Annotated in this window: 20 protein-coding genes and 1 riboswitch; of the genes, 14 read left to right on the top strand and 6 right to left on the bottom strand. The window is 70.6% G+C overall.

What is annotated here, in order from left to right; translation table 11 throughout:
- Positions 1-279: 279 nt before the first annotated feature.
- Complete coding sequence (erpA, locus tag AB0E91_RS19250; RefSeq protein ID WP_161180710.1) at positions 280-636, top strand: iron-sulfur cluster insertion protein ErpA; 357 nt, start codon at positions 280-282, stop codon at positions 634-636.
- Positions 637-769: 133 nt separating this feature from the next.
- Here the strand turns inward: erpA and AB0E91_RS19245 are convergent, their stop codons facing one another.
- Entirely contained in the window at positions 770-3,040 is a 2,271-nt protein-coding gene (locus tag AB0E91_RS19245; RefSeq protein ID WP_361782884.1) for a hypothetical protein, read from the bottom strand.
- Positions 3,041-3,133: 93 nt separating this feature from the next.
- Positions 3,134-3,343, bottom strand: a complete 210-nt coding sequence (locus AB0E91_RS19240; RefSeq protein ID WP_361782881.1) for a hypothetical protein — start codon at positions 3,341-3,343, stop codon at positions 3,134-3,136.
- Between the two features lie 130 nt (positions 3,344-3,473).
- Here AB0E91_RS19240 and AB0E91_RS19235 point away from each other — a divergent pair, with 130 nt between their 5' ends.
- On the top strand, positions 3,474-4,448 hold the full coding sequence (locus AB0E91_RS19235; RefSeq protein WP_361782879.1) for a carbohydrate kinase family protein: 975 nt from the start codon (positions 3,474-3,476) through the stop codon (positions 4,446-4,448).
- Positions 4,449-4,517: 69 nt separating this feature from the next.
- Here the strand turns inward: AB0E91_RS19235 and AB0E91_RS19230 are convergent, their stop codons facing one another.
- Positions 4,518-5,894, bottom strand: a complete 1,377-nt coding sequence (locus AB0E91_RS19230; protein ID WP_361782876.1) for an aminotransferase class V-fold PLP-dependent enzyme — start codon at positions 5,892-5,894, stop codon at positions 4,518-4,520.
- A 413-nt stretch (positions 5,895-6,307) separates the two neighbouring features.
- Here AB0E91_RS19230 and coxB point away from each other — a divergent pair, with 413 nt between their 5' ends.
- The 4 genes from coxB (at position 6,308) to AB0E91_RS19210 (ending at position 10,761) form a co-directional block, all read left to right on the top strand.
- The gene (gene coxB, locus AB0E91_RS19225) at positions 6,308-7,228 is read left to right on the top strand and encodes a cytochrome c oxidase subunit II (protein WP_202486445.1); all 921 of its coding nucleotides are present in this window, start codon (positions 6,308-6,310) and stop codon (positions 7,226-7,228) included.
- Complete coding sequence (ctaD, locus tag AB0E91_RS19220) at positions 7,225-8,955, top strand: cytochrome c oxidase subunit I (RefSeq protein ID WP_361782873.1); 1,731 nt, start codon at positions 7,225-7,227, stop codon at positions 8,953-8,955. The genes coxB and ctaD overlap by 4 nt, the downstream gene beginning before the upstream one ends.
- Complete coding sequence (locus tag AB0E91_RS19215) at positions 8,952-9,350, top strand: cytochrome c oxidase subunit 4 (protein WP_161179958.1); 399 nt, start codon at positions 8,952-8,954, stop codon at positions 9,348-9,350. Before ctaD ends, AB0E91_RS19215 begins: the two co-directional genes overlap by 4 nt.
- 145 nt (positions 9,351-9,495) lie before the next feature.
- Positions 9,496-10,761, top strand: coding sequence for an Ig-like domain-containing protein (locus tag AB0E91_RS19210; RefSeq protein WP_361782870.1), 1,266 nt, complete (start codon positions 9,496-9,498; stop codon positions 10,759-10,761).
- A gap of 76 nt (positions 10,762-10,837) precedes the next feature.
- Here the strand turns inward: AB0E91_RS19210 and AB0E91_RS19205 are convergent, their stop codons facing one another.
- The gene (locus tag AB0E91_RS19205; protein ID WP_361782867.1) at positions 10,838-11,239 is read right to left on the bottom strand and encodes a hypothetical protein; all 402 of its coding nucleotides are present in this window, start codon (positions 11,237-11,239) and stop codon (positions 10,838-10,840) included.
- A 145-nt stretch (positions 11,240-11,384) separates the two neighbouring features.
- On the opposite strand from AB0E91_RS19205, the gene AB0E91_RS19200 reads away from it, so the two are divergent.
- The 6 genes from AB0E91_RS19200 to AB0E91_RS19175 all read left to right on the top strand — a co-directional run bounded on the left by AB0E91_RS19200 (position 11,385) and on the right by AB0E91_RS19175 (position 18,481).
- The gene (locus AB0E91_RS19200; RefSeq protein ID WP_161179955.1) at positions 11,385-12,005 is read left to right on the top strand and encodes a heme-copper oxidase subunit III; all 621 of its coding nucleotides are present in this window, start codon (positions 11,385-11,387) and stop codon (positions 12,003-12,005) included.
- 62 nt (positions 12,006-12,067) lie between these two features.
- Positions 12,068-12,880, top strand: a complete 813-nt coding sequence (locus AB0E91_RS19195; RefSeq protein WP_361782863.1) for a c-type cytochrome — start codon at positions 12,068-12,070, stop codon at positions 12,878-12,880.
- On the top strand, positions 12,877-13,935 hold the full coding sequence (locus AB0E91_RS19190) for a Rieske 2Fe-2S domain-containing protein (protein ID WP_361782860.1): 1,059 nt from the start codon (positions 12,877-12,879) through the stop codon (positions 13,933-13,935). The genes AB0E91_RS19195 and AB0E91_RS19190 overlap by 4 nt, the downstream gene beginning before the upstream one ends.
- The gene (locus AB0E91_RS19185; protein WP_361782857.1) at positions 13,932-15,569 is read left to right on the top strand and encodes a cytochrome bc complex cytochrome b subunit; all 1,638 of its coding nucleotides are present in this window, start codon (positions 13,932-13,934) and stop codon (positions 15,567-15,569) included. Before AB0E91_RS19190 ends, AB0E91_RS19185 begins: the two co-directional genes overlap by 4 nt.
- A gap of 134 nt (positions 15,570-15,703) precedes the next feature.
- Complete coding sequence (gene trpD / locus AB0E91_RS19180) at positions 15,704-16,768, top strand: anthranilate phosphoribosyltransferase (protein ID WP_361782854.1); 1,065 nt, start codon at positions 15,704-15,706, stop codon at positions 16,766-16,768.
- 108 nt (positions 16,769-16,876) lie between these two features.
- Positions 16,877-16,993, top strand: a riboswitch (SAM riboswitch).
- A gap of 147 nt (positions 16,994-17,140) precedes the next feature.
- Positions 17,141-18,481, top strand: coding sequence for an aminotransferase class V-fold PLP-dependent enzyme (locus tag AB0E91_RS19175; RefSeq protein ID WP_361782851.1), 1,341 nt, complete (start codon positions 17,141-17,143; stop codon positions 18,479-18,481).
- 209 nt (positions 18,482-18,690) lie between these two features.
- Here the strand turns inward: AB0E91_RS19175 and AB0E91_RS19170 are convergent, their stop codons facing one another.
- Both AB0E91_RS19170 and AB0E91_RS19165 read right to left on the bottom strand, forming a co-directional pair.
- A complete protein-coding gene (locus tag AB0E91_RS19170; RefSeq protein ID WP_199583392.1) occupies positions 18,691-18,972 on the bottom strand; it encodes an Lrp/AsnC ligand binding domain-containing protein in 282 nt (93 codons plus the stop codon).
- Positions 18,973-19,173: 201 nt separating this feature from the next.
- Positions 19,174-19,899, bottom strand: coding sequence for a rhomboid family intramembrane serine protease (locus tag AB0E91_RS19165; RefSeq protein ID WP_361782847.1), 726 nt, complete (start codon positions 19,897-19,899; stop codon positions 19,174-19,176).
- Between the two features lie 153 nt (positions 19,900-20,052).
- Here AB0E91_RS19165 and AB0E91_RS19160 point away from each other — a divergent pair, with 153 nt between their 5' ends.
- Both AB0E91_RS19160 and AB0E91_RS19155 read left to right on the top strand, forming a co-directional pair.
- Positions 20,053-20,292 carry a hypothetical protein gene (locus AB0E91_RS19160; RefSeq protein WP_014672226.1) on the top strand — a complete coding sequence of 80 codons (240 nt, stop codon included), beginning with the start codon at positions 20,053-20,055 and terminating at the stop codon, positions 20,290-20,292.
- Between the two features lie 44 nt (positions 20,293-20,336).
- Positions 20,337-21,680: an NYN domain-containing protein gene (locus tag AB0E91_RS19155; protein ID WP_361782844.1), complete on the top strand. Its 1,344-nt coding sequence runs from the start codon at positions 20,337-20,339 to the stop codon at positions 21,678-21,680.
- Positions 21,681-21,756: the final 76 nt, after the last annotated feature.

Below are 21,756 nucleotides of genomic sequence, written 5' to 3'. Positions count from 1 at the left end.
GCTATCTATCATAACCGCTTCACGTCACTTTGACGATGGCCATAGCGTCCATGTGACATGAATCCCGGCGCGACGTGAATCTCGGCCCGGCCCGCCCCCCCCCGGAGCCCGGGCCGCCCCCCCCCGGAGCCCGGTCGCTGTCCCACCCTCCGGCCGTGTGCGAGCATTGAAGAGAGAAGCAGAACGCGGCAACGCGCCCGCCCGGCCCGGAATGAATCGGCCGACGCGCCGGTTGCACTCCTCGAAAAGCAGTCTCCGTACGACTTGGGAGAGATGTAGATGTCCGTATCGGACGAGACCAGCACCGTCACCGACGGCATCATCGTGACCGACGCCGCCGCGTCGAAGGTCAAGGCGCTGCTCGACCAGGAAGGCCGTGACGACCTCGCGCTGCGCGTCGCCGTCCAGCCCGGCGGCTGCTCCGGCCTGCGCTACCAGCTCTTCTTCGACGAGCGCGCCCTCGACGGCGACGTCGTGAAGGACTTCGACGGCGTCAAGGTCGTCACCGACCGCATGAGCGCCCCCTACCTTGGCGGCGCCACCATCGACTTCGTGGACACGATCGAGAAGCAGGGCTTCACGATCGACAACCCGAACGCGACCGGCTCCTGCGCCTGCGGCGACTCCTTCAGCTGACCGGGCCCGGCCCGATCGGCCCGACGCACGAGGCGGCGGCCCCCGACCGGGGGTCCGCCGCCTCGTGCGTTCTCGACTTCGCGGGGTGGACGACTACTTCGTAAGGCGTACGGCTACCTCGCGGAGCGGACGACTACTTCGCGGGGCGGGCCAGTGAATCCGCCTCCGGCACGCGCCCGCCGTCCTCCGCGACGACCGTCCGCCCGCCGAGCGGGGCGTCCAGTCGCACGGTCTCCGCGAACTCCTTCGCCATCAGCACGCACACCTTGCCCGGCCGGGGGTGCTCGGTCACCGACACCGTCACCCGCCCGGCGCTCTCCCTCGCGGCCGCGCGGTGGTCGGCGCAGACGCCGCCCAGGAAACGGACGGTCAGCTCACGGCCGTCGGCGCTGTAGGCCCCGACCTTCACCGATCGCGTGCCCGACACCGAGGACGAGGCGGACAGGGACGGCAGCGGTGAGGGCGCGGCCAGATACTTCGGGTCCACCGCCGGATACGTCACCGTGAACGTGCCGCGCGCCGCCGCGCCCCGCACCTCGTACAGCCACGACGGCACCAGCGTCTCCCGGCCGCCCACCGGGTGCACGGCCAGCCCGAACACCGCCTTCTCCACGGTCAGCCGGTCACCCTCCGGCGCCCCCGGGGACACGTCCGAGCCGCACGGCTGCTCCAGCCGGTCCTTCAGCGGCTCCGGCGTCGCACAGCCCCCGATGCCCATCCGATGCCCGCCCGGCTGCGCCGAGTTGAGCAGTTCCAGCGTCTTCGCCGCGCCGAGTACGGGGTATTCCGCACCCTTCTCGGGTACGGCCAGCATCCCGTGCCCGCCGACGATCTCGCCCCGCTCGTCCACGGTCAGCCCGGTCGTCCAGCCGTAGGTGGGCAGCCCGCCCACCACCGGATCGGCGTTCACCACCCGCCGGGCGCCCATGACCTGGCTCGCGTCGGTCTTCGCGTCGTCCTGCCCGAGCGCCTTCAGCACCGGCGCGACCACCTGCCGCGCCTTCGCCACGCTCACCGCGTCGGCGGCCGGGGCGACCGGGTCCTGCGCGCACACGTCCGCCTTGGGGCAGTTGTCGGTGCCGGGCGTGTACCGGCTGAACGACCAGCCGCCCGCCGCACCCCCCGCCACCCGCAACACCGGCTCACCCGCGCGCCCGCCGACCCGCCAGCCGTCCCCGTCCGTCACCGGCGCCCCGCCGACCCCCAGCACCCGCGCCAGCCGGGCCACCGCGTCCTTCCCGACGGCGCCCTCCGGGGCCTGCACCGACGCCGACCCCGGCCCGTCGGGCAGCTTCCCCGCGGCCACGTACCGCACGCCGTACGGATTCGGCTCCCCCGGCGCGATCCCGGCCGCACTCGACGCGCCCGCCGGACTCCACCCGTCCAGCGCGAGCGGCGGCGGAGTGTCCCCGGGACCGGCCGACCCGGGCCCACTGTCCACCCCGATCCCGGAAGCGAGCCAGGCCCCGCCACCCCCGAGCGCGAGCACAGCGGCGGCCACGGAGGCGACGACCAGGGCGGTACGGGGGCGGGGCGGGGGAGCGGGTTCATCCGAGTGGGGCGCGGCTGGGTGGGTGGATTTGGTGGGGGTGGGGGCGTCGGGGGTGGGCGTGGGGCGCGGGGCCGTGGCGCCCGGGGCGGGTTCCTCGGGGCTCGGGGTCGTGGTGGCCGGGGCGAGCTGCTCGGTGCTCGGAGCCTCGGCGTCCGGTGCGCTGCCTTCGGGGCCTGACGCCCCGGCCCGGCTGGTCTCCTCCGGCGTCGGCGCTTCTGCTGCGCGAGGCGATTCCGGCTCCGCCGTCTGGGTGACACGGTCGGATTCCCGGGCCGGCGTCTCGGTGGCCCGAGCGTCCGCCCGGTGCGCTGCCTCCGGCTCCGCGCCCGTCCCCAGGCCCTCCGGCTCCGCAGCCACGCCTGTGCCCGCAGCCTCCGACTTCGGCTCTCCGTCCGAGTCGGCCGATCCCGCGTCCGCCGATCCCGATTCCGCCACCGCGTCGGTGCCCGCTGCCGTCACGCCCGTGGCCGCCGCCTCCGGCTTTGCGTCCGCCGCCGCGTCCGCCACCGTCTCCGCGTCCGCCGAGCCCGACTCCGACCCCGCGCCCGCGTCCGCGCTTGCCGCCTCCTGCTTCGCGGCCGTCTCGGGCTCCGCAGCCACGTCCGTGCCCGCAGCCTCCGGCTTCACGTCTGCCGGCGCGCCCGCGTCCGCTGCCCCCGACTCCGCGTCCGCGTCCGCCGAGCCCGGCTCCGCCGCCGCGCCGGTGTGCGCACCCGCGTCCGTCGCCCCCGATCCAGGGGCCGCGCCCCCGCGCACCTCCGCTGTCGCAGGCCGCCCCGTTTCGGTCTGCTCGGGCTCCGGGACGGGGACGTCCTCGGGGGTGTCGGGGTTCTGGGGTCGCTCGGGGTTCACCGCATCGCTCCTCGCCGGTCCGTGTCCCGTCTCGCGGGGACGGCGGTGGGACGCGTGCGGGGGGCGCGCGGTTCCCTTTCGTGCGCCCCCGGCTCAGTCGCCGTAGTCCGGCATGGCGTCCACGAGCCGGGCCGAGCGGGCCGGGACGCGTACCCCGTGGATCAGTGACGGCGGGACCGGACGGGCCGAGGGGTCCGCCGACGTCGGCCAGTGCGGGACCATCCGGGCGCAGTCGCCCCGCAGCGCGGCGAGGCCGCCGTCGAGGTCGGCCGAGGTGGGGGAGTTGCCCCTGAGGTTCGTCATGCCCGCACCGTAGGCACGCGGGCGGCAGGGAAGAAAGATCTACTATCGGGTAGTTTTCGCTGCTTCAGCGGCTGCCCGGAAACGGGTAGCGTGAACTGTCACCGCCCCTTCCGCCAGGAGAACGCCCGTCGTGCGCATCGCAGTCACCGGCTCCATCGCCACCGACCACCTCATGACCTTCCCCGGCCGCTTCGCCGACCAGTTCGTCGCGGACCAGCTGCACACGGTCTCGCTCTCCTTCCTGGTCGACAACCTGGACGTACGCCGGGGCGGCGTCGGCGCGAACATCGCCTTCGGCATGGGCCAGCTCGGCACCCGCCCGATCCTGGCCGGCGCCGCGGGCTTCGACTTCGACGAGTACCGCGCCTGGCTGGAGCGCCACGGCGTGGACACCGAGTCCGTCCGCATCTCCGAGACCCTGCACACCGCCCGCTTCGTGTGCACCACGGACGCCGACCACAACCAGATCGGCTCCTTCTACACCGGCGCCATGAGCGAGGCCCGCCTGATCGAGCTGAAGACGGTCGGGGACCGCGTCGGCGGCCTGGACCTGGTCCTCATCGGCGCCGACGACCCGGAGGCGATGCTCCGCCACACCGAGGAGTGCCGCACCCGCGCCATCCCCTTCGCCGCCGACTTCTCCCAGCAGATCGCCCGTATGGAGGGCGAGGAGATCCGGATACTGCTGGACGGCGCCACGTACCTGTTCTCCAACGAGTACGAGAAGGGCCTGATCGAGGCCAAGACCGGCTGGACCGACGAGCAGATCCTCGCCAAGGTCGGCCACCGCGTCACCACCCTCGGCTCGCGCGGCGTACGCATCGAGCGCGTCGGCGAGGACCCGATCGAGGTCGGCTGCCCCGACGAGGAGCGCAAGGCCGACCCGACCGGCGTGGGCGACGCCTTCCGCGCCGGCTTCCTCTCCGGCCTCGCCTGGGGCGTCTCCCTGGAGCGCGCCGCCCAGGTCGGCTGCATGCTGGCGACCCTGGTCATCGAGACCGTGGGCACGCAGGAGTACCAGCTCCGCCGTGCTCACTTCATGGACCGCTTCACCAAGGCCTACGGCGAGGACGCCGCCGCCGAGGTCCAGGCCCACCTGGCCTGACGCGCCGCCACGGATGCCCCGTACCCGGGAAGGGCGCGGGGCATCCGTGTGCGAGGTGGCGACCGTCCGTCAGGAAACGCGCCGCACCAGATACGCCGTACCCGCCGCGGCAGCCTCCTCGCCCAGATACTCCTGCCCCCGCATCTCGCACCACGCCGGGATGTCGAGCCGGGCCGCCTCGTCGTCCGAGAGCACCCGTACGGTGCCGCCCACCGGCACGTCCCCGATGACCTTGGCCAGTTCGATGACCGGGATCGGGCACCGCTTGCCCAGCGAGTCCACCACCAGCTCCGCCGCGCGCACCGACGTCGCGGGAGCGGGCGCCCCCAGCTTCTCCCGGACCCGGGCCACCGCGCCGGGCAGCACGTCGAGGAACCGCTCCACGTCCGCCTCCGCCACACCCGGCGGCAGCGACACCCGGACGTTCCCCTCGCTCAGCACCCCCATCGCCCTGAGCACATGGCTCGGCTCCAGCGTGCCGCTCGTGCACGAGGACCCCGAGGAGACGGCGAAGCCCTCCCGGTCCAGCTCGTGCAGCAGCGCCTCGCCGTCCACGTAGAGACAGGAGAAGGTGACGATCCCCGGCAGCCGCCGCACCGGATCGCCCACCACCTCCACGTCCGGCACCAGCCCCGGTACCCGCGCCCGCACCCGCTCCGTCAGCTCCCGCAGCCGTACCGCCTCCGCGTCCGCCTCGGCCTGTACGGCACGCAGCGCGGCCACCGCCGCGACGATCGCCGGGATGTTCCCGAAGTCGGCGGAGCGCCCCGACCGCCCCTCCTCGCGCGGCCCTTGGGGCTGGAACCGCACCCCCTTGCGCACCACGAGCAGCCCCACCCCGGCGGGCCCGCCCCACTTGCGCGCACTGGCCGTCAGCAGCGACCAGCCGCCCCCGACCGGCCCCCACCCCAGCGACTGAGCGGCGTCCACCAGCAACGGCACCCCCGCCGCCCGGCACACCTCGGCCACCTCGGCCACCGGCTGCACGGTCCCCACCTCGTGATTGGCGGACTGCAGACACGCCAGCGCGGTGTCCGCCCGCAGCGCGTCCCCGTACCCACCCACCGAGACGGCACCCCCACGATCGACGGAGACCCGGCTCACCGACCCCCCGTCCGCCTCCCACGCCTCCGCCGAATGGAGTACAGAAGAATGTTCGACCCCTGACACGATGAGGTGACGCCCCGTCCGCCGCCGACCCGCCAGCGCCCCCGCGATCCCCCGGTAGACGGCATCGGTCCCCGAGGCGGTGAACACCACCTCGTCGGCCCGGCACCCCACCGCCTCCGCCGCCGCCTCCCGAGCCGCGTCCACCAGCACCCGAGCCCTGCGCCCCTCCCGGTAGACACGCCCAGGATCGGCCCACCCCTCCTCCAAAGAGGCCACCAGCGCCTGCCGGGCAACGGGATGAAGAGGAGCAACGGAAGCAGCGTCGAAGTAACCCACACGCCCACGTTAGAACCTCTCTGAGCAGCCAACCGGGGGGCGGCCGACCTGAAGGGGCGCGGGGCTGTATCGATGTGCGGCTCCACCGCGTGGGCGCGACCGGCCCGCCACATACCCGCACACGCCCCCAAATCGCAACAACCCACGGCGATTAGGCGCCCCCGAACACCCCCCGAAACGACCCGACGACGCGTATCCCCCCCTCCCCGCGAACCGCCGGAGGCCGTCGGCTAGGGTTTGGTCCGCATAAACATCCAAACCCCTGCCCGACGCAGGGCGGCGACCGACCAGCGAGAAGGCCGCAGCCGACCGCGCGGGCGAGACTCTCGGGAAGGCGCTACGTGAGTCCCAACGGCTCCGACCTCCCCCTTCGCCCGAAAGGCGTGGGCGGTACCCCCAAGCCGCGGCGCGCGATGCGGCGGAAGCTGCTGCAGGCACTGACCGCGGGCCTGGTCCTGGCGACCGCCACCGGTTGCACATACAAGGACTTCCCCCGCCTTGGTATGCCCACCCCGACCACGGAAGAGGCTCCCCGCATCCTCTCCCTGTGGCAGGGTTCCTGGGCCGCCGCGCTCGCTACCGGCGTGCTGGTGTGGGGCCTGATCCTGTGGAGCGTCATGTTCCACCGGCGCAGCCGCACCAAGGTCGAGGTTCCGCCGCAGACGCGGTACAACATGCCCATCGAGGCGCTGTACACGGTGGTTCCGATCATCATCGTCTCCGTGCTGTTCTACTTCACGGCACGCGACGAGTCGAAGCTCCTCAGCCTGGAGAAGAAGCCCGACGTCACGGTCAACGTGGTCGGCTTCCAGTGGAGCTGGGGCTTCAACTACATCGAGAACGTCCCGGGCTCCACCGGGAACGCCAAGACCGACCCGAACCTGGCCGCCATTCCGGACCGGTTCACGAAGGCATTCCCGGCGGACGCCGGCGGTGTCTACGACGTCGGCACTCCGGGTACGCGGAACCCGCAGACCAACAACCCCGGTCCGACGCTCTGGCTGCCCAAGGGCAAGACGGTCCGCTTCATCCTCACCTCGCGTGACGTCATCCACTCCTTCTGGGTGGTGCCGTTCCTGATGAAGCAGGACGTCATCCCGGGTCACACCAACGCCTTCCAGGTGACTCCCAACCATGAGGGCACCTTCCTCGGCAAGTGCGCCGAGCTGTGCGGCGTCGACCACTCCCGGATGCTGTTCAACGTGAAGGTCGTCTCCCCCGAGCGGTACGAGCAGCACCTCAAGGACCTCGCCAAGAAGGGGCAGACCGGTTACATTCCCGCCGGCATCGCGCAGACGAGCCACGAGAAGAACCGGGAGACGAACAACCTGTGAGCATCCTCAACGAACCCCAGGGTGCCGCCGCAGCCGACGCGTCCGACAGCGAGCTGCTGGTCAGGCGCAAGGAGCCCGGCAATGTCGTGGTGAAGTGGCTGACGACCACCGACCACAAGACGATCGGCACGCTCTACCTCGCGACGTCGTTCGCGTTCTTCCTCATCGGTGGTGTGCTGGCGCTCATCATGCGCGCCGAGCTGGCCCGTCCGGGTCTGCAGATCGTCTCCAATGAGCAGTTCAACCAGGCGTTCACGATGCACGGCACCGTGATGCTGCTGATGTTCGCGACGCCGCTGTTCGCCGGTTTCGCGAACTGGATCATGCCGCTGCAGATCGGCGCGCCCGACGTGGCGTTCCCGCGGCTGAACATGTTCGCCTACTGGCTCTACCTGTTCGGCTCCATGATCGCCGTCGGCGGCTTCCTCACCCCGCAGGGTGCGGCCGACTTCGGCTGGTTCGCCTACTCCCCGCTGTCGGACGCGGTCCGCTCGCCGGGCATCGGCGCCGACATGTGGATCATGGGTCTGGCCTTCTCCGGCTTCGGCACGATCCTCGGCTCGGTCAACTTCATCACCACGATCATCTGCATGCGCGCTCCGGGCATGACGATGTTCCGCATGCCGATCTTCGTGTGGAACGTGCTGCTGACCGGTGTGCTGGTCCTGCTCGCCTTCCCGGTCCTCGCGGCCGCGCTGTTCGCCCTGGAGGCGGACCGCAAGTTCGGCGCCCATGTCTTCGACGCCGCCAACGGCGGGGCATTGCTGTGGCAACACCTCTTCTGGTTCTTCGGCCATCCAGAGGTGTACATCATCGCCCTACCGTTCTTCGGCATCATTTCCGAGATCATCCCGGTGTTCTCGCGCAAGCCGATGTTCGGCTACATGGGCCTCATCGCCGCCACGATCGGCATCGCCGGTCTGTCCGTGACCGTGTGGGCGCACCACATGTACGTCACCGGCGGTGTGCTGCTGCCGTTCTTCTCCTTCATGACGTTCCTCATCGCGGTCCCGACCGGTGTGAAGTTCTTCAACTGGATCGGCACCATGTGGAAGGGCTCACTGTCCTTCGAGACGCCGATGCTCTGGACCACCGGCTTCCTGATCACCTTCGTGTTCGGTGGTCTGACCGGTGTCATCCTGGCCTCGCCCCCGATGGACTTCCACGTCTCCGACTCGTACTTCGTGGTGGCCCACTTCCACTACGTGGTCTTCGGTACGGTCGTCTTCGCGATGTTCGCCGGCTTCCACTTCTGGTGGCCGAAGTTCACCGGCAAGATGCTGGACGAGCGCCTGGGCAAGATCACCTTCTGGACGCTGTTCATCGGCTTCCACGGCACCTTCCTGGTCCAGCACTGGCTGGGCGCCGAGGGCATGCCGCGCCGGTACGCCGACTACCTGGCGGCCGACGGCTTCACCGCCCTGAACACCGTCTCGACCATCGCCTCGTTCCTGCTGGGCCTGTCGATCCTGCCGTTCCTCTACAACGTGTGGAAGACGGCCAAGTACGGCAAGCCGGTCGGCGTGGACGACCCGTGGGGCTACGGCCGTTCGCTGGAGTGGGCGACCTCCTGCCCGCCGCCGCGGCACAACTTCCTCACCCTGCCGCGGATTCGCAGCGAATCCCCGGCCTTCGACCTGCACCACCCCGAGATCGCCGCGCTGGAGCAGCTTGAGCACGCCGGTCACGGCGCCGCCATCGCGGGCAGCAAGGAGGCCGGCAAGTGAAGATCCAGGGCCGGATGTTCATCTGGCTGAGCTTCTTCGTCCTGATCATGGCCGTCGTGTACGGCGTGTGGTCGAAGGAGCCGGCCGGCACCACGGCGCTCTTCCTGGCCTTCGGCCTGTGCATCATGATCGGCTTCTACCTGGGCTTCACCGCCCGGCGGGTCGACGCGGGCGCGCAGGACGACAAGGAGGCCGACGTCTCGGACGGCGCGGGCGAGCTGGGCTTCTTCAGCCCGCACAGCTGGCAGCCGCTCTCCCTGGCGGTCGGCGGCGCCCTGGCCTTCCTCGGTATCGCGGTCGGCTGGTGGCTGGTCTACTTCGCGGCGCCGATCATCCTGATCGGTCTGTTCGGCTGGGTCTTCGAGTACTACCGCGGTGAGAACCGCACCCAGTAGGACCGCCCCGTAACACAGCGCAGAGCGCACCGGGAGCCCGGACACTCCGTCAGGAGGGTCCGGGCTCCTCCGTTTGCCGCAGTGTCCGTCCCTCGTCCGAGGTACGCGCCGCGCTCCCGGACTTTTCGTCTCATAACGTGATCATATGAATCACACTGCGCGGACCCGCACCGTCGTCAGCTGCGCCCTGCTGGTGACCGCCCTCGGCGCGGGCGTCACCGGCTGCGGCTCGGACGGCAACGCCGCCCTGGCGACCAAGCCGTACGACGCGGCGGACCAGATCTCCTTCACCGGCCCCACCGAGGCGGGCAAGCGGGTCGACCCGGACAAGCCCCTGGAAGTCACCCTGAAGAGCGGTGAGGGCCGGATCACGGACGTGTCCGCCCGGGACGCCACGGGGCGCTATGTGACGGGCGAACTCGCCGCCGACGGCGGCCGCTGGCACAGTACCTCCCCGCTGGCCGCGAACGCCCATTACACGGTCCAGGTCAGCACCGAGGACGACGACGGCGCCCCCGGCCGCAAGGTCCTCACCTTCGACACCACGAAGACCGCGGCCAAGAAGACCCTGGGCGTCACCTTCGGGCCCGAGGCGGGCGAGTACGGCGTCGGGCAGCCCATCACCGTCCTGCTGGACCAGGAGGTCAAGGACAAGGCGCAGCGGGCCGTCGTGGAGCGGGGCCTCAGGGTCGAGTCGGTGCCGGCCGTGCAGGGGTCCTGGTACTGGGTCGGCGACAAGGAACTCCACTACCGGCCCAAGGAGTACTGGCCCGCGCACGCCACCGTCCGGGCGTACAGCGACCTGGACGGCATCAAGATCAGTGACAAGGTCTCCGGCGGCAAGAGCAAGGACCTGAAGATCACCATCGGCGACCGCGTCGAGGCCATCACCGACGCCGCCACGCACCAGCTGACGTTCTACAAGAACGGCCAGGAGCTCAACCGGATCCCGGTCACCACCGGAAAGCCCGGCTTCGAGACCCGCAACGGCGTCAAGGTGGTGCTGGAGAAGCAGTACTTCGTACGGATGCGCGGCACCACGGTCGGCATCGCCGAGGGCACCTCCGACTCCTACGACCTGCCGGTCTATTACGCCACCCGGGTGACCTGGTCCGGCGAGTACGTGCACGCCGCGCCCTGGTCCGTGGGCTCCCAGGGATACGCCAACGTCAGCCACGGCTGCGTCGGCATGAGCACCTCGAACGCCGAGTGGTTCTTCGACCACGTACGCCCCGGCGACGTCGTCAAGGTCGTCAACTCGGGCGGCCACGGCATGGAGGACTTCGGCAACGGCTTCGGCGACTGGAACCTGGACTGGAAGAAGTGGAGCGCGGGCAGCGCCCTGACCGGCGGCGCGAGTGCCCCGGCCAACCCCCAGGACTCGGTGCGGCTGCGCCCCGCGGCGGCCTGAGCGGCGACGCGGGAGCCGTACGACCCGTCCCGGGCGGCTCCCGCGCCCGCACGGCGCCTCGGGCCCAGGCGGCGTCTCAGACGCTCTGCAGGCGCCGTCCGCGCAGCAGGGAGGCCAGGGCCTCGGCGAACTCCATCGGGTCGACCGGCAGCGTCACCGCCGCGTCGGCCCGGCTCCAGGTGGCCAGCCAGGCGTCCTGGGGGCGGCCCATCAGCAGCAGCACGGGCGGGCAGTCGAAGACCTCGTCCTTGAGCTGGCGGCACAGCCCCATGCCGCCCAGCGGCGCCGCCTCGCCGTCCAGCACGCAGACGTCGATGCCACCCGCGTCCACCGCGCGCACCGCGGCCTCGGGCGTCGCGCACTCCACGAACTCGATCCGGGGCACGTCCGGAGCCGGCCGGCGGCCGGCGGCCAGCCGCACCTGTTCCCGGGTGGTGGAGTCGTCGCTGTACACCAGCACAGTGGCGGTCGGCTGCATGGTTCCTCCGAGACGTCGGCGTCATACGGACGGGCCTTTCCGGGGCGGATGTTACTCCGCCGAACACCACGTCAACACCGGTACGACAAGCACGGACACTCCGAACGGCACCCCCGGAGTGAGGGCGAGATAAGCGACCGACATAATGTCGGTCGTGGCGACAGCAACGACAGTAGAAACCGGGCACGCGCACCCGTCGGTCAATCGACCGAACCTCACCAGCGTCGGAACCATCATCTGGCTGAGTTCCGAGCTGATGTTCTTCGCGGCCCTCTTCGCGATGTACTTCACCGCTCGATCGGTGACCGGACTGGATCACTGGAAGGAGATGGCGCACGCGCTCAACGTGCCCTTCTCCGCGACGAACACCACGATCCTGGTGCTCTCCTCCCTGACCTGCCAGCTCGGAGTGTTCGCCGCCGAACGCGGGGACGTGAAGAAGCTCCGCGCATGGTTCATCCTCACCTTCATCATGGGTGCGATCTTCATCGGCGGACAGATCTTCGAGTACACGGAACTGGTGAAGAAGGACGGCATCTCGCTGTCCTCCGACGTCTACGGCTCCGTGTTCTACCTGACCACCGGCTTCCACGGCCTGCATGTGACGGGCGGTCTCATCGCCTTCCTGCTGGTACTGGGCCGTACCTACGCGGCGAAGCGGTTCACCCACGAGCAGGCGACCGCCGCCATCGTCGTGTCCTACTACTGGCACTTCGTCGACGTGGTCTGGATCGGCCTCTTCGCCACGATCTACTTGATCAAGTAGCGGGGACCGTTCCCGCACATCCAGAAGCACCGACGCAGAAGATCCTGACACCGGGGTAATCCGTGAAAAAGCTCTCCGCACGACGACGCCATCCGCTGGCGGCGGTCGTCGTCCTACTCCTCGCGCTGGCGGCAACTGGGGGGCTGTACGCCGCGTTCGCACCCGCGAGCAAGGCCCAGGCCGATGAAACCTCCCAGTCCCTGACCATCAAGGAGGGCAAGAAGCTCTACGAGGTCGGCTGCGCCAGCTGCCACGGCACCGGTGGCCAGGGCTCCTCCGACGGGCCGAGCCTGGTCGGCGTCGGCGCCGCCGCGGTCGACTTCCAGGTCGGCACCGGCCGTATGCCGGCCTCGACCTCCCAGATGGCTCAGCTCCCGCGCAAGAAGACCATCTACACCCAGGCGCAGATCGACCAGCTCGCCGCGTACGTCGCGTCGCTGGGCGCCGGCCCGAGCGTGCCCACGAAGGACCAGTACGGCCCGGAAGGCGCGGACATCGCCATGGGCGGCGAGCTGTTCCGCACCAACTGCGCGCAGTGCCACAACTTCACCGGCAAGGGTGGTGCCCTCACCGCGGGCAAGTACGCCCCGAGCCTCGAGGGCGTCGACCCCAAGCACATCTACGAGGCCATGCAGACCGGCCCGCAGAACATGCCGTCCTTCCCCGACACCACGATGACGGAGAAGAACAAGAAGGACATCATCGCGTACCTGCACGCGGTCAACGGCAGCGAGACCGAGAACCCGGGCGGTCTGGAGCTGGGCGGCCTCGGGCCGGTCAGTGAGGGTCTGTTCGCCTGGATCTTCGGCCTCGGCGCGCTGATCGCGGTAGCCGTCTGGGTCGCCGCTCGGACCGCAAAGGCCAAGAAGTCATGAGTAGCCAAGACAATTCTGAAGAGAACCTGCCCGCTGAGCAGGACCACGCGCACGGCGCGGTAAGCGTCGCGGACGAGAAGAACCCGTTCGCCGACCCGGGGCTGCCGCCCCACGAGCACCGGATCCAGGACATCGACGAGCGGGCCGCCAACCGGTCCGAGCGCACGGTCGCCCTGCTGTTCACGATCTCGATGCTGGCGACCCTCGGCTTCATCGCCTCCTACGTCACCATCCCGCGTGAGAAGTCGATCTTCGTCTTCCCGATCGGGCACCTCAGCGCGCTCAACTTCGCGCTGGGCCTGACCCTCGGTACGGCGCTGTTCTGCATCGGCGCGGGTGCCGTCCACTGGGCGCGCACGCTGATGTCCGACGTGGAGATGGTGGCCGAGCGTCACCCGATCGCGGCCGAGCCGACGGTCCGCGCGCAGGTCTTCGACGACTTCCGCCAGGGTGCCGCCGAGTCGGGGATCGGCCGTCGCAAGCTGATCCGCAACACCATGTTCGGCGCGCTGGCCATGGTGCCGCTCTCCGGCGTCATGCTGCTGCGCGACCTGGGTCCGCTGCCCCACAACTCGCTCCGCCACACGCTGTGGGCGAAGGGCAAGCTCCTCGTCAACGTGAACACCAACGAGCCGCTGCGTCCCGAGGACGTGGCCGTGGGCTCGCTGACCTTCGCCAAGCCCGAGGGCCTGGAGGAGACCGACGAGGACTTCCAGAACCAGATCGCCAAGGCGGCCCTGATGATCATCCGGCTCCAGCCGGAGAACATCAAGGACAAGCAGGAACTGGCGTGGTCGCACGAGGGCATCGTCGCCTTCTCGAAGATCTGCACCCACGTCGGCTGCCCGATCTCCCTGTACGAGCAGCAGACGCACCACGTGCTGTGCCCGTGCCACCAGTCCACCTTCGACCTCTCCGACGGCGCCCGGGTGATCTTCGGTCCCGCCGGTCACGCCCTGCCCCAGCTGCACATCGGCGTGAACGACGAGGGTTACCTCGAAGCGCTCGGCGACTTCGCGGAGCCCGTCGGTCCTGCATTCTGGGAGCGCGGATGAGTACTGCGAACAACGACGCTTCCCGCTCGGGCGGGAAGGCTCCGGCCGGCGAGCGCATCGCCGACTGGGCCGACGGCCGGCTGGGGATCTACTCCCTGGCCAAGGCCAACATGCGCAAGATCTTCCCCGACCACTGGTCGTTCATGCTCGGCGAAGTGTGCATGTACAGCTTCCTGATCATCATCCTCACGGGTGTGTATCTGACGCTGTTCTTCCACCCGTCGATGAACGAGGTGGAGTACCACGGCAGTTACATCCCGCTCCAGGGACAGCTGATGTCGGAGGCGTTCAGCTCCACGCTGCACATCTCCTTCGACGTCCGCGGTGGTCTGCTCATCCGGCAGATCCACCACTGGGCCGCGCTGATCTTCCTCGCGGGCATGTTCGTGCACATGATGCGCGTGTTCTTCACCGGCGCGTTCCGCAAGCCGCGTGAGGTCAACTGGCTGTTCGGCTTCCTGCTGTTCGTCCTCGGCATGTTCACCGGTTTCACCGGTTACTCGCTCCCGGACGACCTGCTCTCCGGCACCGGTGTGCGCTTCACCGAGGGTGCGATCCTGTCCATGCCGATCGTCGGCACGTACATCTCGTTCTTCCTCTTCGGCGGGCAGTTCCCCGGTCACGACTTCGTGGCGCGGTTCTACTCGATCCACATCCTGCTGCTGCCGGGCATCATGCTCGGCCTGATGGTGGCTCACCTGATCCTGGTCTTCTACCACAAGCACACGCAGTTCGCGGGTCCGGGGAAGAAGGAGACCAACGTCGTCGGCATGCCGCTGCTGCCGGTGTACATGGCCAAGGCCGGAGGCTTCTTCTTCCTGGTCTTCGGTGTCATCGCCGCCATCGCGGCGATCGCGCAGATCAACCCGATCTGGGCGATGGGCCCCTACCGGCCCGACCAGGTCTCCACCGGCGCCCAGCCCGACTGGTACATGGGCTTCGCCGAGGGTCTGGTCCGCTACATGCCGGGCTGGGAGATCAACTTCTGGGGCCACACGCTGGTCCTGGGCGTCTTCATCCCGCTCGTGCTGTTCGGCGTGGTGCTGATGGCCATCGCGGTCTACCCGTTCATCGAGTCCTGGGTCACCGGCGACAAGAGCGAGCACCACATCCTGGACCGCCCGCGCAACGCCCCGACGCGTACCGCGTTCGGTGTCGCCTGGATCACGGTCTACATGATCGGTCTGGTCGGCGGTGGCAACGACCTGTGGGCCACCCACTTCCACCTGTCGATCAACGCCGTGACCTGGTTCGTCCGCATCGGCTTCTTCGCGGGCCCGGTGATCGCGTTCATCGTCACCAAGCGGATCTGCCTCGGCCTCCAGCGCCGCGACAAGGAGAAGGTGCTGCACGGCCGCGAGACCGGCATCATCAAGCGCCTGCCGCACGGTGAGTTCATCGAGGTCCACGAGCCGCTCAGCCAGGAGCAGCTGCACACCCTCACGGCGCACCACCAGTACGAGCCGGCCGAGATCGGCGCGACGGTGGACGAGAACGGTGTCGAGCGCAAGGTGCCGGCGTCGGAGAAGCTGCGCGTCAAGCTCTCCAACGCCTACTACGGCGAGGACAACCAGATCCCGAAGCCGACCGTCGAGGAGTACAAGGAGATCACGAGCGGCCACGGCCACCACTGATCCCCGCGTCGCCACACGCACGAAGGGCCCCGTCCGGATTCCGGGCGGGGCCCTTCGCCCTGTTCGGGCTGGATAGGGTGGGGGTGGGCACATGCGTGCCCTCCGTACGAGGACTTTTCACACAGGAGCGGCTGATGAGCGCTGTGACCCCCGCTGGAGGCGACACCGCGGCGGGCCGTTCCTGGCCTGCCGTACTGAACTCCCTGCTCGAGGGCGAGGACCAGAGCGCCGACGCGACCGCCTGGGCCATGGACCGGCTCCTGCGCGGCGAGGCGACCGACGCCCAGATCGCCGGGTTCCTGGTCGCGCTGCGCGCCAAGGGCGAGACGGTCCAGGAGATCACCGGCATCGTCCGGGCGATGTACGACCACGCGAACACCATCGAGGTGCCGGGCCGGACCGTCGACATCGTCGGCACCGGCGGCGACGGCGCGAAGACCGTGAACATCTCCACGATGTCCTCGATCGTGGTCGCCGGCACCGGCGCGAAGGTCATCAAGCACGGCAACCGCGCCGCGTCCTCCGCCTCCGGCTCCTCCGACGTGCTGGAGAAGCTGGGCGTCAACCTGGAGCTGACCCCGAAGCGGGTGGCCGAGGTCGCGGAGGAGGCGGGGATCACCTTCTGCTTCGCGATCAAGTTCCACCCGGCGCTGCGGCACGTGGGCGCCGCGCGCGGTCAGCTCGGCATCCGTACGGTCTTCAACGTCATCGGCCCGCTGACCAACCCGGCCCGGGTGCGGGCGCAGGCGGTCGGCGTCGCCAACCTCGCCATGGCGCCCATCGTGGCGGGCGTCTTCGCCGAGCGCGGCAACTCCTCCCTGGTCTTCCGGGGCGAGGACGGCCTGGACGAGCTGACGACGACCTCGCCCTCGCGGGTATGGATCGTGCGCGACGGCAAGGTCACCGAGGAGGTCTTCGACCCGCGCGACGTCGGCATCGAGCTGGTCCCGGTGGACGCCCTGCGCGGCGGCGACCCGGCGTACAACGCGGAGGTCGCCCGCAGGCTCCTCGACGGCGAGACGGGCCCCGTACGGGACGCGGTGCTGCTGAACTCGGCGGCCGCGCTGGTGGCCCTGGACCCGACCGGGGCGCCCCTGGCGGACCAGCTGCGCGACGGCATGGCGCGGGCGGCGGAGTCCATCGACTCCGGGGCGGCCGGGCGGACGCTGGAGCGGTGGGTGGCGGCGACGAACCGCTGAGACGGTGTACGGGACCGGGCGCGGCGGCTGTTTCCCCGCCGCGCCCGGTGTCCCGCGATCCGGACAGCGGTTGCGCGGAACAGCCGTGCGCCGCTAGCTTCCTGATCAGGTCATGAGTGACAGCCAACAGGCCCCGGCCGGCTGTCCGGCAACCCTCCGTCCGTGGCGGGGTGCCCCGGGTGAGGACCAGGCCGTAGGCAGCGAGGTCTACGGCAAGCGCGGTCGAGGGAGCCTTCCTGTGAGCAAGCGAATGTCTTAGGGCCGCCGAGCCCCGCCTCCGCACGCCCTTTCTTCTCTTCCCGAGACGTCGCGTGCCGGGCCCTGTCGTGTCCGCACGTCGACTCCGGGCTTTCTCACGGGAGTTGACCCACCATGTCCGTGCTCACCGCTGCCCCCGCCGTCCTCGCCCCGCTGCCCGTCCTCGGGTGCGGGGTCACCGTGCCGCTCGTCACCGGCGGCGAGGTGGAGTACGCCGCGCTGGACTACGCGGCCAGCGCCCCCGCCCTCCGGCGCGTCTGGGACGACGTGGCCGCCTACGCCCCGTACTACGGCAGTGTCCACCGGGGCGCGGGCCATCTGTCCCGGCTCTCCACCGAACTGTTCGAGAACGCCCGTCGGACAGTGGCCCGGTTCCTGGACTGCCGGGCCGACGACCAGGTGGTGTTCACCCGCTCCACCACCGACTCGCTGAACCTGCTGGCCCGGGCGCTGCCCGCCGGGTGCGAGGTGTTCGTCTTCGAGACCGAGCACCACGCGGCCCTGCTGCCCTGGCCGGAGGACGGTCTCACCGTCCTCGCCGCACCGCGCACCCCGGAGGCGGCCGTGACCGCGCTGGAGCGGGCCCTGGCGGCGCGGGACACCTCCGCCCCGGCGCTGGTCTGCGTCACCGGCGCCTCCAACGTCACGGGGGAGCTGTGGCCGGTGCGCGAGCTGGCGGCGGCCGCCCGTGCCCACGGCGCCCGGATCGTCCTCGACGCGGCCCAGTTGGCCCCGCACCACCCGGTGAGCGTGCGCGACCTCGACGTGGACTGGGTGGCCTTCTCCGGGCACAAGCTGTACGCGCCCTTCGGCTCAGGGGTGCTGGCCGGGCGCTCCGACTGGCTCACGGCGGCCGAGCCGTACCTCGCGGGCGGCGGGGCGAGCCGCCGGGTCGTACGGCGCCCGGACGGCCGGGTGGAGGTGGAGTGGCACGAGGGCGCCGCCCGGCACGAGGCGGGCTCCCCGAACGTCATCGGCGCCTACGCCATTGCCTCCGCCTGCGCGGCGCTGGAGGAGGCAGGGCTCGACCGTCTGGCCGAACGGGAGGCGGTGCTGATCCGCCGGGTGCGCGAGGGGCTGGCGGAGGTGCCCGGCGTACGCGTCCTGTCCCTCTTCGGGGACGACGCCCCGCGCGTCGGCGTGCTCTCCTTCGTGGTGGCGGGCTGGAACAGCTCCCACCTCGCGGCCGCCCTCTCCGCCGAGTACGGCATCGGCGTCCGCGACGGCCTCTTCTGCGCCCACCCCCTGGTCCGCACCCTCCTCGACGGCACCCCCGACATCGACACCGACTGCGGCACCCCCGACGCCCCCCTCAACGCCGTCCGCGTCAGCTTCGGCGCGGGCACCCCGGAGGAACACGTCGACCGCTTCGTGACGGCCGTACGAGAACTGGTCGCACACGGCGCGCGGTGGCGCTACCGCACGGAGAACGGCCACTGCGTCCCGGAGGACTGAGCGGGGGCCTCCGGCGTGGGCCCAGCGGAGACGGGACGACGGCCGACCGCGCTCGCGTGGGGCCCCGACCCGAGGGGCCGCGAGCCCCGAGGCGAGCGACGGCCCGTGCCGGACGGGCATCCGTCTCGGGCCCGGCGGCGTCCGGGCGTGCTCCCGCACGAGCCCCGGTTCCCCGGGACCCGCGCACGTGCGGCGGACCGCCGGAGGCCCTAGTTATCCAGGCCGATCGCGAACGCCGCCTCCAGGTCGTGCTGGGAGTACGTGCGGAAGGCGACGTGGGTGTCGGTGCCCTCGACGCCGGGGATCTTGCTGATGCGGCCCGGGATGACCTCGGCGAGGTCCTCGTGGCGGGCGACGCGGACCATGGCGATGAGGTCGTAGGTGCCGGTGACGGAGAAGACCTCGCTGACGCTGTCCAGGGCGGCGATCTGCTCGGCGATCTCCGGAATCCGGTCCACGCTGGTCTTGATCAGGACGATCGCGGTGATCACGGCTGCTTTTCTCCCTCGGACGCCGGGGCCGGAACGACCTTCACTCTAGGGGATGCCGTTTGGACCAGTTCGACGGCGCGGGGTCTGGCACGCGCATCTGCGGCGTTGTCGTCGGTTGCCAACGCTCCGCGTTGACTCCCTCCTCCGCCTTGCAGCTGCACGACCAGACCCCGCTCGGGTCGGCCACAAGGCGCACCGGAGTCACCCGCCGACCTGATCCAAACGGCACCCCCTAGCCCGCCGCCCGTACCGCACCCACGCGTAGCCGAAGCCCAGGCAGAAGCCGACCACGTGCGCGAGGTAGGCCACCCCGGGCCCCTCGGGTGCGCGGGAGGCCGCGAACCACTGGAGTCCGGCCCAGAACGGCAGCACCACCCAGGCCGGGAAGCGCAGCGGGAGGAAGAAGAGAAAGGGGAGCAGACTGGTGACACGGGCGCGCGGGAAGAGGTGCAGGAAGGCGCCGAGCACCGCCGAGATCGCCCCGGAGGCTCCTACCAGGGACTGGTCGGAGGTCGCGTTGGCGAGCGCGTAGCCCAGCAGGGCGAGATAGCCGCAGCCGAGGTAGAACAGCGTGAACTCGACCCGGCCCATCCGCTCCTCGGTCATCACCCCGAAGACGAGGAGGAAGAGCATGTTGCCGAGCAGGTGCACCCAGCTGCCGTGCACGAACAGCGCCGTGGCCGGGGTCAGCGCCTCCCGCACCGGCCCGGTGAACAGCTCGGCCGGGATCACGCCCCAGTGCCGGAAGTACGCCCGCTGCGCCGCGACCAGCGCGTCCCCGGTGCCGTACGTCCGGGTGAGGCCCGAGGCCGGGCCCAGGACGAAGAGCAGACAGCACAGGGCGATGAGGCCGTACGTCATCGGCGCCGGGGCGGCCCGGACCGCTCGGAAGGTCCGCCCCGCACCCGCGCTCCACTCTCTGATCATGAATACAGAGCATGACGTAACCGGACGCACTGGTACACACCGCCTCGCCGCCGTGGACGGACGGGCGACGGATGCCCCGCAGGCCGTAGGGTTACGAGCCACACGCGTCGGTGAGCGGCGCGCACCGGTCCGAGAAGAAAGCGAACAGCCACGATGACGGTTCCCCTGCCGACCGCCACGACGCGATGGCGCTGCACTCTCTGCGGCAACCTCACCCGCTTCGACGTGACCCGCTCCTCCAAGGTCGTCGAGTACGTCCATCTCGACCTGGCCGGGGAACCCACCGTCGAGGAGCGCGAGGTGGTCAGTGAGACCATCGAGTCGGTCCGCTGCCGCTGGTGCAACGCGGTGGACCAGGTGGAACTCGTGGACAGGCCGGGCGCCGGCTCCTGAGCGGAGCGGGCCCCGAAGACAGCAGAGGCATTGGGGTGTGACGGATGGTGGAGACCGGGGGCGGGGGGCCGGACGACGGCACCGCCGAGGTGCTTGACCGTCCGCTGCCCGACGGCGTGCGCCGACGGGTCGTACAGATCGTCTCGGACGCCTTCGGCTCGCTGACCATGGCCGAACTGCCCGCCCAGCTGCGGCAGTACGCCCGTTTCGCCCCCAACCGGCGGGCCAAGTTCGCCGGGAACGCGATGGCCGCCGCCCTGGAGACGGACGGGCTGTTCCGCCAGCGGATCGGGGAGCGGTACAGAGAGGCGCAGCCGGAGCTGTCCGGCGCCCTCGACTCCGGCTCGCCGCCCCCGGCCGCGGACCCGCTCGATGTGGCGGCCGCGGCCTATGTGCTGCGTCCCACGGGCTGGGTCAAGCTGGTCACCGCGGCCGGCGAGGAGGCCCAGCGCGCGGACGCGGAGCGGGCCGACGAGGAGAGCCGGGCCGAACTGGAGCGGTTGCGCGAGGAGTTGGCGCACGCTCGCGAGCACACCCGCACCGAAACCGAACGGCTGCGCACCGAGCTGGACTCGGCCCGCAAGGAGACCGACTCCCTGCACCGCAAGCTGCGTTCGGCGTTCAGTGACGTCAAGCGCGGGGAGGCCGCGCTGCGCAAGCTGCGGTCCGAGACCGACGCGGCACGTGCCGAGGCGCAGGCCCAGGTGTCGGCCGCCGAGAGCGAGTCGCGGCGCCTGAAGGCGCGGCTCGGCGAGGCGGAAGCGGCCCTGGAGGCCACCCGCCGGGCCGCCCGCGAGGGCCGCAGCGTCGAGGACATGCGGGTACGACTGCTGCTCGACACCGTTCTGGAGTCGGCCCAGGGGCTGCGCCGGGAGCTGGCGCTGCCGCCGGTCTCCGTGCGCCCGGCCGAGACCGTGGACGCGGTGGAGCCGGGCCGGATGACCCCGAAGGACATCGCGGCCCGCGCCCTGTCCGAGCACGACCCGGCGATCCTGGACCAGTTGCTCGCGCTGCCGCAGGCGCATCTGGTGGTCGACGGCTACAACGTCACCAAGACCGGCTATCCCCAGATGCCCCTGGAGAAGCAGCGGCTGAGACTCCTCGGCCAGCTCTCGGCGCTCGCCGCGCAGACCGGCGCCGAGGTCACCTGTGTCTTCGACGGCGCCGAACTGGCCGCGCCGGTGCTGCTCGCGCCGCCGCGTGGGGTCCGGGTGCTGTTCTCCAAGCCGGGTGTCACGGCCGACGAGCTGATCCGTCAGCTGGTCCGGGCCGAACCGCCGGGCCGGCCGGTGATCGTCGCCTCGACCGACCGGGAGGTCGCCGACGGAGTCGCGCGTTCCGGTGCCCGTCCCGTGGCCTCTGCGGTACTACTCAAGCGACTGTCCTGAAGGGCGCCTTAAGGGCAATGGACGTACGCATTGCCCGAATTGGGGGCGAATGTGCGCGACGTAGGGTCAATCCAGC

Source organism: Streptomyces sp. NPDC026659, from assembly GCF_040638245.1.
In the GTDB taxonomy this organism is placed as follows: domain Bacteria; phylum Actinomycetota; class Actinomycetes; order Streptomycetales; family Streptomycetaceae; genus Streptomyces.
The sequence above is the reverse complement of the archived record's forward strand: the minus strand, read 5'-3'. Positions and strand labels throughout refer to the sequence as shown.

Bases quoted from the DNA above. Each gene is read 5' to 3' on its own strand.
- coxB (WP_202486445.1), top strand. From the start codon at position 6,308: ATGCGGCGGAAGCTGCTGCAGGCACTGACCGCGGGCCTGGTCCTGGCG.
- AB0E91_RS19200 (WP_161179955.1), top strand. From the start codon at position 11,385: ATGTCGGTCGTGGCGACAGCAACGACAGTAGAAACCGGGCACGCGCAC.
- AB0E91_RS19160 (WP_014672226.1), top strand. From the start codon at position 20,053: ATGACGGTTCCCCTGCCGACCGCCACGACGCGATGGCGCTGCACTCTC.
- AB0E91_RS19240 (WP_361782881.1), bottom strand. From the start codon at position 3,343: ATGACGAACCTCAGGGGCAACTCCCCCACCTCGGCCGACCTCGACGGC.
- AB0E91_RS19185 (WP_361782857.1), top strand. From the start codon at position 13,932: ATGAGTACTGCGAACAACGACGCTTCCCGCTCGGGCGGGAAGGCTCCG.
- AB0E91_RS19165 (WP_361782847.1), bottom strand. From the start codon at position 19,899: ATGATCAGAGAGTGGAGCGCGGGTGCGGGGCGGACCTTCCGAGCGGTC.
- AB0E91_RS19175 (WP_361782851.1), top strand. From the start codon at position 17,141: ATGTCCGTGCTCACCGCTGCCCCCGCCGTCCTCGCCCCGCTGCCCGTC.
- trpD (WP_361782854.1), top strand. From the start codon at position 15,704: ATGAGCGCTGTGACCCCCGCTGGAGGCGACACCGCGGCGGGCCGTTCC.
- AB0E91_RS19205 (WP_361782867.1), bottom strand. From the start codon at position 11,239: ATGCAGCCGACCGCCACTGTGCTGGTGTACAGCGACGACTCCACCACC.
- erpA (WP_161180710.1), top strand. From the start codon at position 280: ATGTCCGTATCGGACGAGACCAGCACCGTCACCGACGGCATCATCGTG.
- AB0E91_RS19190 (WP_361782860.1), top strand. From the start codon at position 12,877: ATGAGTAGCCAAGACAATTCTGAAGAGAACCTGCCCGCTGAGCAGGAC.
- AB0E91_RS19210 (WP_361782870.1), top strand. From the start codon at position 9,496: ATGAATCACACTGCGCGGACCCGCACCGTCGTCAGCTGCGCCCTGCTG.
- AB0E91_RS19155 (WP_361782844.1), top strand. From the start codon at position 20,337: ATGGTGGAGACCGGGGGCGGGGGGCCGGACGACGGCACCGCCGAGGTG.